Origin of the sequence: Parabacteroides sp. B2-S-102, from assembly GCF_023656665.1 — a bacterium.
In the GTDB taxonomy this organism is placed as follows: domain Bacteria; phylum Bacteroidota; class Bacteroidia; order Bacteroidales; family Tannerellaceae; genus Parabacteroides; species Parabacteroides distasonis.
The window spans coordinates 2,501-14,458 of the sequence record NZ_JAMOKM010000022.1 but is presented as its reverse complement, the minus strand read 5'-3'; the positions used below and the strand labels follow the sequence as shown (position 1 = coordinate 14,458).

The following is an 11,958-nucleotide window of genomic DNA, read 5'->3' as shown; positions in this document are numbered from 1 at the left end:
GTATCGAAGAAACGCGTACCTTTGCAAATGACTAAAAGAATCGATCGTTTAGACTAGCCGTTTCTATCTATTATATAATGTACGCATGTACATTATATATGGTATCCATCCATAACCGCATAATAAATACAAAATACAAACATTCACATGTAATCATTGCAAATACTACAAACGTATAATCCAAGGCTTGTCAAGCCATAAGCTTACGAGTTGAGAAGTGATTAGTTATTCACTTGGAGAACTTTATGCTAGCGGCTTAGTCTATTATTTAATGTTATCTTTATACGTGAAAAGAATAAGTCAACCATACCAAATTTGATCTCTTAAAAAGTACAATAAGCCTAATATTTAAAGATTGTTATTTATATTTCTGATAATCAGCGTATAATAAGAATTGATCAAAATGGGAGCCGATTACTATCCATAGTATTTTGCACTACTATTAATACTAATCGTACTTTCTATAAATAGTAAAGCTGACTACCATGAATCTGCTTTTTAAGAAATATACAATAAACAGGATGTGCGATACGAAAATAAACCTTACCTTTGGAGCAGTAATCACCTAAAACCATTTAACTATGGCACAATACGTAGACATCATGACTGATGCTGGATTTAAGGCTGTCTTCCAAGACAAGCAAGTTACCATCAAGTTCCTTAACGCCGCCCTAGCCGGCGAACGACAGATCAAGGACATCACCTACCTCGACAAGGAGATCAAGCCCGAGATTGTCGAGAACCGTACCATCATATTCGACCTGCTCTGCGAGGACGTGTCCGGGGCCAAGTTCATCCTAGAGATGCAGAATTGTCCCCAGTACTATTTCTTTAACAGAGGTTTTTATTATCTTTGTCGCATGGTGGCCCGGCAAGGACAAATCGGCAAGCAATGGCAATATCGGTTGCTACCCATCTACGGAGTCTATTTCTTGAATTTCAAGTTGCCGGAGTTCACAGACTTCCGTACAGATGTTGTCCTCGCTAACGAGAGGACGGGAAAGGTGTTCAATGAGATCAAGATGAAGCAGATCTACATATCGTTCCCGTTATTCAGTTTAAGCAAGGAGGAGTGCAAGAGCTCCTTCGAACGTTGGATTTATACATTGAAGAATATGAACCTATTTGAACAATCTCCCTTCAAGGAGGAACAGGAGACCTTCCTTCGCTTGCTGGATGTGGCGAACGTCAACTCACTCAGCGAAAAAGAACGTGCGATCTACGAGGAAAACCTAAAGAATTATCGGGATTGGTATGCGACCATCGATTACGCACAAACGGAAGGGATTGAAAAAGGAATGCAGGAAGGAATGCAGAAAGGGATCGAGAAAGGCCGTCAAGAGGAAAAACTCCAGATAGCCCAAAAGATGAAGGAGCAAGGACTTGACTCCGAACTTATCGCCCAATGCTCCGGACTTTCTGTTGAAGACATTGAGCGACTATAACCCGAATCAACCGATTCGATTCAATTCGATCCGGGCCGCTTCCTTCCACTATCCGGAGGAAACGCCCCGGATTACTTTCGTACATTCACGATACCTAGAAAGCGTAATTAAAATCCAACGGAATAAAGAAACTGACGATTGTTCCGCTCCCCATCCCCTTCTCCTTGCTTTGGACCGAATAGGTGATCTTCTCTTTATTTCTCCTATTCAACAATAGGATCGTACGGTAAAGGACTTTCGTTCCCATCCCCGTACCGTTCGTATGTCCCGCATTCGTAAACGGACGATACCCGGGTCCATTATCCTCTATACGGATATGGATGCCTTTCCCGTCGCGCTCCACGAAAACGGATAATCGCTTCTCGCCCTCAATCGCACACAAGCCATGTTTCACGGCATTCTCTACGGGAATCTGGATCAGCATGGCCGGGAGATAGATCGCGTCCGTGTCAAGGGAAGGATCGATATTCCATGCCAAATGGAAGTCCGGCCCCAGCGCTTGCGTTTGCAGGTTCAGATACGTACGCACGAACCTCAGCTCCTCCCGCAGCGTAATACTGAGCTTTTCCGAGATCTCCAAGCTACTCCGCAACAACTCCACCAGCCCGGAAAGTTGCGTGCGGCGGGGGCTTCCCTCCTCTTCCGTGCTGATTTCCCGGTTCAAGACGTTGAATATAAAATGAGGGGATACACGGTTGCGGATACTCTCCATCTTCAGCTTCGTCACCTGATCGATATGGCTTAACCACTGGGCATGCCGTTTACGTTTCATAAAGTAATAAGCCATGCCGCTGACGATGGACAAGATCACAAAAAGCAAGATCCAAATCCAACGGCTCATTTCCAAGTATTCCATCCGGCCGGCCTGTTGCCTAATGATAACCTCCCGCTTGAGCAAAGTCGTATCTTGCCTATAACGCATATCTATCTCGGCGACACGCATCTGGGTTCGTTCGCTACGAATGTCGTTTTCAATGGCCCTGTTCTTGGTCTGATACTCATAAGCACGCCTAAAATCGCCCGTGGTAGCGAAGTAATTCTGCAAGTTCTTATTACGGATCACTACCATCTTGGGATCTATACCTACCGTATCCGTGTAACTTCTCAACAATCGAGAAGCCAGCCCGGAGTTCCCCTCTTTTAAGGCTAGCGAAGCCTTCAAAGTCGTCAAATGGTACAAGGCCGTCTTATTATTATAGGTATGGAAGTACCTAAACCCTTTCTCCAGATAAAAACGAGCGGAATCCAACTGATCCATACATAGATAGATCTCCCCCAAATTGATCTCGCATACGTTGGTATAGAAATCCATATGAGTAGGACGTACCACCTCACGGGCTTTCAAGAACCAAGGAAGCGCCTTCGCATACTCTTCCTTGTAATAATAGTAATTTCCCCGGCTATTGCAAAAGGTGAATTTCTCGCTCAAGTTACGGGAATCCAGTTCTTTCTCCGCCAAACGGTAAAAGTGATCGGATAAGTCAAAGTCCCTCAATTCCATATACGTCTCGCCCAAACCAAAATAAATAGGAAAGGACATCCGATCCATAATACCCAATGAATCACTCACGAAAAGAGCTTGGCGAAAGTAGCGGGCTCGCTGATCGTAAGCTCCTTTCCGGGCATATATATCCGCTATATTGATATAAATATCCGGGATTTTATGCTCCATCTCACTCTGCCGGATCTCTTGATACGCCTCGGAATAGCAAAGGAGGGCCGAATCCGTTTTATCCAAAAATGAATAATAATTGCCAACCGTATTTTTCAACGTCCCTAAGAGGCCATGGATCTTGGGCGACATCGGTACACGGTCGCAATAATCTATAATTGACCGATGCAAGACAAACCCGGAATCATAGACACTATTCGCAAAATAAATCTGGCTTTTAACCGCGAGCAACCTATAATATCTATCGCTATCTTTAGTTAGACTTAAAGCTTCATCCAATACGGAATGAGCATATCGAGGATTCCGGTAAATCGAATCCATTGCCAGATGTTCCAATGAGTCAATCCGTAGGTTATCAGAAAAAGCGAATGTTTTTTCCGGTAGCTTTCCACAAGAAAACAGAAACACAAAATGAAATAGCAATAATAAAATGGACATAAAAGTCATACACACCCTATATTTCGTCATCATCTTGGCGGTTTTAAAGTTCATATGCAAAAATATTTAAAAATTTAATCTGCGCAATTATTTCTCCTAATAAATATCGAAAATCGATTACATTTGTAAATCTAAAATAGAGTACACATGAAAAACTTGATGATTCCTGCGCTGGCGTTATTTTTATCGGCGGCGGCGCAAGCAGACGACAGTCCGTTATGGATGCGTTACTGCGCGATCTCCCCGGACGGGCAGACGATCGCGTTTTCTTACCAAGGGGATATCTACACGGTCCCTTCTTCCGGAGGGAAAGCCCGGCAGTTGACAACACATCCGGCGCATGACACCCGTCCGGTCTGGTCGCCCGACGGACAGAGAATAGCCTTCGCCTCCAACCGTAGCGGCAACTTCGATGTATTTCTCATGAACAAGGAGGGAGGGGAACCCAAGCGGCTCACCACCCACTCCACAAACGAATATCCCACGACCTTTAAGGATAACGGACACATCTTGTATCTGGCCAACATATTGCAAGATACCAAGGATATCCAATTCCCCGGCACCCGCTTTATGCAAGTCTATGAGATAAGCACGGACGGAGGAAGACCGGATCTGTATTCTTCGTTATACATGGAGAATATAGCCCTCAGCAAGGATGGCAGTAAGCTATTATACAATGACTATAAAGGTTACGAGGACCCTTGGCGCAAGCATCATCAGTCTTCCATCACCCGTGATATCTGGTTATGTACGCTTGGAAAAGATCGCTCTTTCCAGAAAGTAACCACTTTTGGCGGTGAGGATCGTAATCCTGTATGGGCCGCGGATGGGGCGTCTTTCTATTACCTAAGCGAGGAGAAAGGAAGCTTTAACATCTTCAAGAAGGATTTGGCAGGCAACAGCGAGAGACAAATCACGACGCATACCACCCACCCCGTGCGTTTCCTTACCTCCGATAATTCCGGGACTCTATGCTATAGCTACGACGGCGAGATCTATACCGTTAAGGAAGGCCAGAAACCTGCCAAGGTGAATATCCAGATCGTCGCGGATAAGATCGAGAACGACGTAATCCATCGTCTTCTGACCGATGGAGCTACGGATATCGCCATCTCCCCGAATGGGAAAGAGGTAGCGTTTATCACTCGTGGCGATGTTTACGTAACCTCTATCGAATACGAGACGACCCGTCAAATCACGAACACGCCGCAGCAAGAGCGCAATATAGATTTCAGCCCCGACGGACGTTCATTGGTATATTCCGCCGAACGGGGAGGAACATGGGGGATCTACGAAAGTAAACTTACACGTGACGAAGATAAACAATTCACGTACGCCCCGGAATTGAAAGAGGAGCCTCTTGTCGTATCCGGACAAACCTCGTTCCAACCCTTATACTCTCCGGATGGTAACGAGGTGGCTTTCCTTGAGAACCGCACCACCCTGCGTGTTATCAACCGAAAGACCAAGCAGGTCCGCACCGTATTGGACGGGAAATACCTCTATTCGTATAGCGATGGAGACCAGCATTTCCAATGGTCGCCAGACAGCAAGTGGTTCTTGGTTGATTACATCTCCGTCGGAGGATGGAACAACAAGGATATCGCCCTCGTGAAAGCGGACGGTAGCGGCGAGGTAACGAACCTGACGGAAAGCGGTTATTCGGATGGCGACGCGAAATGGGTATTAGACGGTAAGGCCATGATCTGGTCTTCCGACCGTGCCGGTTTCCGCAGCCACGGTAGCTGGGGTGCCGAGCGGGATGTGTACATCATGTTCTTCGACGGTGAGGCTTACGATAAATTCCGCCTCAGTAAAGAAGAACTGGCCTTGGTAGAAGCGGATGAGAAAAAAGATAAGGACGAGACATCCGATAAAGATTCCGATAAGAAAAAAGAGGATAAGGATAAACCTGTAGCCCCCTTGAAGTTTGATTTGGAGAACCGCAAGGACCGGATCATTCGCCTGACCGCCAATTCATCCTCATTGGGGGACGCCGTACTCGCCCCGAAAGGAGATAAACTCTATTATTGCGCCGCTTTCGAGAAAGGCTTTGATTTATGGGAACACGACTTGAAGGAAAAGTCCACTAAATTACTGCTCAAGAATGTCGGCCGGGGCACTCTATTCGCCGATAAGAAAGTAGAGAACCTCTATCTTACCGCCGGCGGTAAACTGAAAAAGATCGAGTTGAAGGATAGCAAGGAAAAGCCGATCGCTTTCAAGGCCGAGTTCGCTTATCGCCCGGCAGAGGAGCGTGCTTATATCTTCCACCACGCTTGGCGTCAAGTTTTGGATAAGTTCTATGATCCGACACTCCGGGGCATGGATTGGAAAGGATATGAGACCGCTTACGCCCGTTTCCTTCCGCATATCAACAACAATTTTGATTTCCAAGAGATGCTTTCCGAGCTATTGGGCGAGCTGAACGGCTCCCATACGGGCGCCCGTTACAATCCGGGACTGACCGGGCCGGAAACCGCCAGCCTAGGCGCTTTCTTCGATAACGCATACACGGGCGACGGATTGAAGATCGAGGAAATCATCGCCAAGGGCCCGCTGACATTGGCCGACAGCCGGATAAAGAAAGGCTGTATCATCGAGAAGATAGACGGAACACCGATAAAGAAAGACGCCGATTATTATCCACTGCTAAGCGGTAAAGTCGGTAAGAAAGTAATGCTTTCTGTCTATGATCCTACCAGCAAACAGCGTTTCGAGGAACAGGTAAGAGCGATCGGTAACGGACAGCAATCGAACCTCCTTTATAAAAGATGGATCGAGAATTGCCAAGAAACCGTAGATAAATTATCGAACGGGCAAATCGGGTACGTACATGTGAGAGGCATGAACAGCGAGAGTTTCCGCGAGGTCTATTCCGCCTTATTAGGCCGTTGCCGGAATAAGAAGGCCGTGATCGTGGATACCCGCCATAACGGAGGTGGCTGGTTGCATGATGATCTGGCTACCTTATTGAGCGGCAAGGAGTATCAGCGCTTCGAGCCTCGCGGACAATACATCGGTAGCGATCCTTACAACAAGTGGACCAAACCATCCTGTGTCTTGATGTGCGAGGATAATTACTCGAACGCCCACGGCTTCCCTTGGGTTTATAAGACCTTAGGTATCGGCAAGCTGATCGGTGCCCCGGTTCCGGGAACCATGACAGCCGTATGGTGGGAAACGCAAATCGATCCGACCTTGGTGTTCGGTATCCCGCAAGTAGGCGTGAAAGATATGCAAGGCAATTATCTGGAAAACCAACAATTGCAACCAGATGTCGAGGTGTACAATACTCCCGAGGCGCAGCTCTCCGGCGAGGACACGCAATTAAAAAGAGCGGTAGAAGTGATGCTGCAAACTGTAAAATAGCTTTTCTAGGCCTCGGAAATGACTTTTCAACCTTGTAAAATGCCTTCCGAGGCCTCAGAAATGACTTTTCAACCTTGTAAAATGCCTTCCGAGGCCTCAGAAACGACTTTTCAACCTTGTAAAATGCCTTCCGAGACCTCGGAAACGACTTTTCAACCTTGCAAAATGCCTTCCGAGGCCTCGGAAATGACTTTTCAACCTTGCAAGGTGGTTTCCGAGATCTCGGAAGCCTCTTTCACTCACATCGAACAGAAGAAAGAAACGAAAAACGGAACCGTGAAGTCCACCAAGATCCCGTGAAAGATAGAGACAAAGACCAAATCCTTTCCGCAATAACGGGTGATGATCGGCAATGTCGTATCCATCGTAGTAGCTCCTCCCGCGCAGATCGGAGATAGCCTTCCGAAATATCTAACGAACAACGGAGCGCCCAGCAAGGCGAATATCTCACGGATAATATTAGCGATCAAGGCGATCGTTCCTAACTCCGCCGCCAATTGAGCCCCCAGCGTCGGTTCTTTTAGCTCTGTTATCAAGATGGAGGATAATGAATAATAGGCGAAACCGCTTCCGACCGCCAAACAATCGAACACGCTCCATTTGGTAAGAGCAAGGCTGATCAAGGCCGAGAAGCTCAACGTCCCGATAATAGTAGCCAGAGGCACCAATAAGAGTTTCGGCCGTATGCTCGACAAAATCTCTTTCAGTTTCTTATCGCTTCCGATGCTAATCCCTACTTGAAACATCAAGAGGTAAAGTACATAAACCGTTATATCATTCTCGATAACGACCCCGGGCAGATAACCGCTCCATCCCAGCAAGCACCCCAAGGCAAAGAAGCCCACGACGATCAAACTCCCTTTCATCCCCGGCTCCTTTCCTTAAAAAAGAAATGATAAACTCCCCACGCCGCCAAGACGCTACCCAACGTACCGGCCGAAGCGATCAACAAGGCTTGCCCGCCCAACGTCGTAAGATTATTCACGATAGACTCATTGGCCCCTACCGAAATTCCCAGCAGGAACAAAAGAAGAAGAATTGTATAAGAAATAGGCTTACCGATCTTTTGCAGCAATTCTACTTTACGAAAGAAATACCCGACGGCAATGCCGCAGAACATGATTCCGATTACTGTAAACATCCCTTTGTAGTTTTTGCCGCGAAGTTAACAGAAACTCACAGTACCACAAAGCGGTTACTTCTTCGTTTTCTTGAATTTCACGGGAATCTGCATACCTCCGGCGTCGGCCATTCCCTCTAACTTATTTCCTTTCTGGGTCATAGTTAAGTCTACAGGCGTTCCATCCACATAAAAAGAACTGGTATAGGTATCTCCTTTCACCTTGATATCGTTTATCTCCAAGGTACTACCTTGTATATTCACTTTAGCGGTCAACTTGCCGTTCTCTTGCTTTATCTGAAAACTTCCATCTTGATATCCATACGGAGCGTCGGGGGCAGAGAAGGACCAATCGCCTACGAGCTTACTAAAATCAGCGGCTTTATCCTGTGCCGAGATCGTGATACAAAACAAAAGGCATAAAAGGGTGGTAAAGGCTTTCTTCATATTCGTTCCCATAATCTTATGTATTAAATGAGTAATAGATTTAAATAACGTTCCAAATGTAGTGATTAATTTTCGATCTTCCGAGATATGTTCTAATATACGAGCATCAAATTCTTTCCCCAAAGGGGGTAATGCCTCGGCCTCATGAGATACGAACCAAGCCTTATAGGGTAATAAGTCGGGAGGTACCACCGCTGAGGAGAAAAACTGGCGTAATTCCCGCTCTTCCTCCACGGATGTGGCGCATTCCCAATATTTATCCAGCAACTTATTTATTCGTTGATAGTCCATACACGATCCATAAACAGATTACCTTACCGCATACCGATCCATCCTTTCCTTATTTCCGGAATACGTTTCCCTCAATGCCAGATTACGCGCTACCATCATGCAATAGGAAGGTAAGTTCTCAATGACAATCCAGCTATCCCGGTCTTCCCAAACCTTAAGCAGGGCTTCCTGAACGATCTGCTCAGACTGCTCCACGTCTCCGGTAATCCGGAAAACAACCCGGAAAAGGTTATTCTTCAGCGGCAATATCTTTGTCGTAAATTCGTTTGTTCCCATACTTTTTTATCTATAAGACGAGCCAAGCCCGAAAAAGGTTGCAGATTTTAAAAGGAAATTTCCAATATTCCCCCAAAGCCATTATCTTTGTGACAGATGATTGATAATTCGCTTATTACAAACTAAATCAATAATAACAGTGAAAAGAACGATCTTATTTTTTCAGGCTGCTCTTGCCTGCCTGCTGGTAGGATGCAAGCAAGCGCCGGAGTCGCCGCGACTACAAGATGAGGTGAGGTATGTAGACCCATTCATCGGAACCGGGTTCCATGGACACACATTCCCCGGAGCTACCCGTCCGTACGCGATGGTACAACTAAGCCCGGATACCCATATCTTGGGATGGGACGCGAGCAGCGGTTACCATTATGATGATGACCATATCTACGGGTTCAGCCACACGCATCTTTCTGGTACGGGTATCGGTGATCTGGGTGACGTAGCTTTATTACCTTTCTCCGGTGGAGATTCCATCAAACCAGTAGCTACCTTCAAGAAAGACACTGAGAAAGCGACACCGGGGTATTATGCCGTACGCTTGGATAACTTTGGCATCAACGTGGAATTGACTTCTACGGATCGTGTAGGTTTCCACAAATATACATACGACAATCCCAAAGAACGTCGTGTCCTGCTTGACTTAGGGCATATCCTTCAACCGAACTGGGGACATAAGCTGATCGGTAACCAATATTTACTTGTAAACGACTCCACGGTGGAAGGAACCGTGAAGACACAAGGTTGGGCGCATTTCCATTCTATGTCCTATCGGATTACTTTCTCGGAACCGATCGAGACGGTATACCAATACATCGGGGGGAAATTACGTAAAGACTCCTTGTTCTTACGCCTAAATACGGCAGAAGATTTGAAGTTCCATTACAAATTCGCTGAAAAGGCACAACCGCTTTATGTAAAAGTAGCCTTATCCGTAGTCGATCCGGAAGGCGCCGAGAAGAATCTCGAGGCAGAATTGCCCGGATGGGATTTCGATAAGACCCGTGAGGAATCAACGCATATTTGGAACGAGGCGTTAAACTTGATCCAGATCGAGGCAGATCCGAAAGTCATGGTCAATTTCTATACGGCGCTCTACCATACCATGATCGCCCCCTTCGCTTATCAAGACGTGGACGGGCGTTATTTGGGTATGGACAAGAAAGTGCATACCGCCGAACCGGGTTACGTAAATTATTCCGTATTCTCCTTGTGGGATACGTTCCGTGCGCTTCATCCGTTAATGACAATCATTAATCCGGCCCTAGCGACTGATTGGGGTAAGGTACTCGTGCAAGGTTATAAAGAAGGTGGAATATTACCCAAATGGCCTTTAGCCTCTAGTTATACAGGTTGTATGGTAGGATATCCGGCCGTCTCGGTCCTCGCCGACCTTGTAGCGAAAGATTTAGCGGAAGGTGATATGAGCACGTGGGCGGAAGCCGGCGCACGTTCTTCCGTTTACCGTGAGGATCTTGCCGAGAAGTTCAGAGGAACCCGTGAGCTGGATCTGATCACGATGCATCCTTACTATAAGGAGAAATATGGTTTCGTCCCCGCCGATTCTGTTCCTGAATCCGTATCGTGGGGATTGGAGATGGCATACGAGGATTGGTGTATCTCCCAAATCGCCAAGAAGGCAGGTAATATAGAGTTGGCGAATGAGTATGCCAAGAAAGCCGAATACTACAAACGCTATTTAGATCCCGAGACGAAAATGATGCGTCCGGTAATGGGCGACGGTTCTTTCCGTACTCCATTCAACCCTCGCTATTCTTCGCATATGAAAAGCGACTATACCGAAGGGAATGCCTTTCAATGGAGTTTCTTCGCACCACATGATATGGATAACTTCATCGCCGCTATCGGTGGCAAGAAAGAGCTGGAAACACGTTTAGACACCCTGTTCACCACCTCTTCCCAGATTGACGGGGCGGAAGCCTCCGGAGATATTACCGGATTGATCGGCCAATACGCTCATGGAAACGAGCCGAGCCACCATATGGCCTATCTTTATAACTGGACAGATTCTCCATGGAAAGGGCAAGGGTATTTAGATTATATCATGCAGAATTTCTACACGAATGAACCGGATGGTATCATCGGTAATGAGGATTGCGGACAGATGTCTGCTTGGTATGTCATGAGCGCCCTAGGTTTCTATCAGGTAAGTCCGGGTATTCCGGTTTACACATTGGGCCGTCCGATGGTAAATAAGGCTTCTATGCACGTAAAAGGCGGTATTTTCGAGATCGTGGCGACCAACAATAGTCCCGCCAATAAATACGTTAAAGAAGTCAAGCTAAACGGTAAAGTCCTAGAGACTCCTTTCATCAGCCACTCCGATATCATAAATGGAGGTAAGCTTGAGTTTATCATGACCGATCAACCGGTAAAATAAATTCATATAAAGAAACATAAAAACAAAGGGCGAATCAGTACACTGGTTCGCCCTTTATCTTATATTTGCCCTCAAACGATTAAATTGAAAAGCTATGTTACTCACAACAACTAACACGATCGAAGGAAAAGAAATTACCCAGTACTTCGGAATCGTATCCGGTGAAACGATCATCGGAGCGAATGTATTCAAAGATTTCTTCGCAGGCATCCGGGATATTGTCGGAGGACGTGCAGGTTCTTACGAGAGTGTCTTACGCGAAGCGAAAGAAACGGCCTTGAAAGAAATGAGCGATCATGCGGCACGAATGGGCGCAAACGCTGTAATCGCCGTAGATCTAGATTATGAGACCGTAGGAGGAAGCGGAAGCATGCTGATGGTTACCGCCGCCGGGACAGCCGTACGCTACCAATAATCCCCAAAATGAAATACTTTGGAGCCGGATTAAGCGAATCACATAAAGAACTAAACCGCATTATCCGTAAACCGGAATTAATAG

Annotated in this window: 10 protein-coding genes (1 of these 10 running past the window's edge); 5 read left to right on the top strand and 5 right to left on the bottom strand. The window is 46.4% G+C overall.

Annotated features, from left to right (window positions below; all coding sequences use genetic code 11):
• Positions 1-581 precede the first annotated feature (581 nt).
• Positions 582-1,445 carry an Rpn family recombination-promoting nuclease/putative transposase gene (locus tag NBH07_RS19285; protein WP_008780608.1) on the top strand — a complete coding sequence of 288 codons (864 nt, stop codon included), beginning with the start codon at positions 582-584 and terminating at the stop codon, positions 1,443-1,445.
• 94 nt (positions 1,446-1,539) lie between these two features.
• Here NBH07_RS19285 and NBH07_RS19280 read toward each other — a convergent pair whose 3' ends face one another.
• Positions 1,540-3,609: a histidine kinase gene (locus tag NBH07_RS19280; protein WP_156682788.1), complete on the bottom strand. Its 2,070-nt coding sequence runs from the start codon at positions 3,607-3,609 to the stop codon at positions 1,540-1,542.
• A gap of 93 nt (positions 3,610-3,702) precedes the next feature.
• On the opposite strand from NBH07_RS19280, the gene NBH07_RS19275 reads away from it, so the two are divergent.
• The gene (locus tag NBH07_RS19275) at positions 3,703-6,927 is read left to right on the top strand and encodes a S41 family peptidase (RefSeq protein WP_156682789.1); all 3,225 of its coding nucleotides are present in this window, start codon (positions 3,703-3,705) and stop codon (positions 6,925-6,927) included.
• Positions 6,928-7,166: 239 nt separating this feature from the next.
• On the opposite strand, the gene NBH07_RS19270 is transcribed toward NBH07_RS19275, so the two are convergent.
• Genes NBH07_RS19270 through NBH07_RS19255 form a run of 4 tightly spaced genes read right to left on the bottom strand, consistent with a single transcriptional unit; the run spans position 7,167 to position 9,061 of the window.
• Entirely contained in the window at positions 7,167-7,793 is a 627-nt protein-coding gene (locus NBH07_RS19270) for a LysO family transporter (protein WP_009018438.1), read from the bottom strand.
• A complete protein-coding gene (locus tag NBH07_RS19265; RefSeq protein WP_005860915.1) occupies positions 7,790-8,068 on the bottom strand; it encodes a LysO family transporter in 279 nt (92 codons plus the stop codon). The genes NBH07_RS19270 and NBH07_RS19265 overlap by 4 nt, the downstream gene beginning before the upstream one ends.
• A gap of 54 nt (positions 8,069-8,122) precedes the next feature.
• Positions 8,123-8,785: a PG0215 family putative anti-sigma factor gene (locus NBH07_RS19260; RefSeq protein ID WP_009018439.1), complete on the bottom strand. Its 663-nt coding sequence runs from the start codon at positions 8,783-8,785 to the stop codon at positions 8,123-8,125.
• Positions 8,786-8,803: 18 nt separating this feature from the next.
• Entirely contained in the window at positions 8,804-9,061 is a 258-nt protein-coding gene (locus tag NBH07_RS19255; protein ID WP_009018440.1) for an RNA polymerase sigma factor, read from the bottom strand.
• Between the two features lie 139 nt (positions 9,062-9,200).
• Here NBH07_RS19255 and NBH07_RS19250 point away from each other — a divergent pair, with 139 nt between their 5' ends.
• The 3 genes from NBH07_RS19250 to NBH07_RS19240 form a co-directional block, all read left to right on the top strand.
• Positions 9,201-11,459: a GH92 family glycosyl hydrolase gene (locus NBH07_RS19250; RefSeq protein ID WP_009018441.1), complete on the top strand. Its 2,259-nt coding sequence runs from the start codon at positions 9,201-9,203 to the stop codon at positions 11,457-11,459.
• Positions 11,460-11,553: 94 nt separating this feature from the next.
• A complete protein-coding gene (locus tag NBH07_RS19245; protein ID WP_005860908.1) occupies positions 11,554-11,874 on the top strand; it encodes a YbjQ family protein in 321 nt (106 codons plus the stop codon).
• 8 nt (positions 11,875-11,882) lie between these two features.
• Positions 11,883-11,958 carry the start of a DinB family protein gene (locus NBH07_RS19240; RefSeq protein ID WP_005866506.1) on the top strand. It continues 608 nt past the right edge of the window, so 76 of the gene's 684 nt are visible here — the first part of the coding sequence; the start codon lies at positions 11,883-11,885; its stop codon lies beyond the right edge, outside the window.

Coding starts and splice junctions, on each gene's coding strand:
- NBH07_RS19280 (WP_156682788.1), bottom strand. CDS start 3,609: ATGAACTTTAAAACCGCCAAGATGATGACGAAATATAGGGTGTGTATG.
- NBH07_RS19260 (WP_009018439.1), bottom strand. CDS start 8,785: ATGGACTATCAACGAATAAATAAGTTGCTGGATAAATATTGGGAATGC.
- NBH07_RS19265 (WP_005860915.1), bottom strand. CDS start 8,068: ATGTTTACAGTAATCGGAATCATGTTCTGCGGCATTGCCGTCGGGTAT.
- NBH07_RS19255 (WP_009018440.1), bottom strand. CDS start 9,061: ATGGGAACAAACGAATTTACGACAAAGATATTGCCGCTGAAGAATAAC.
- NBH07_RS19285 (WP_008780608.1), top strand. CDS start 582: ATGGCACAATACGTAGACATCATGACTGATGCTGGATTTAAGGCTGTC.
- NBH07_RS19270 (WP_009018438.1), bottom strand. CDS start 7,793: ATGAAAGGGAGTTTGATCGTCGTGGGCTTCTTTGCCTTGGGGTGCTTG.
- NBH07_RS19275 (WP_156682789.1), top strand. CDS start 3,703: ATGAAAAACTTGATGATTCCTGCGCTGGCGTTATTTTTATCGGCGGCG.
- NBH07_RS19245 (WP_005860908.1), top strand. CDS start 11,554: ATGTTACTCACAACAACTAACACGATCGAAGGAAAAGAAATTACCCAG.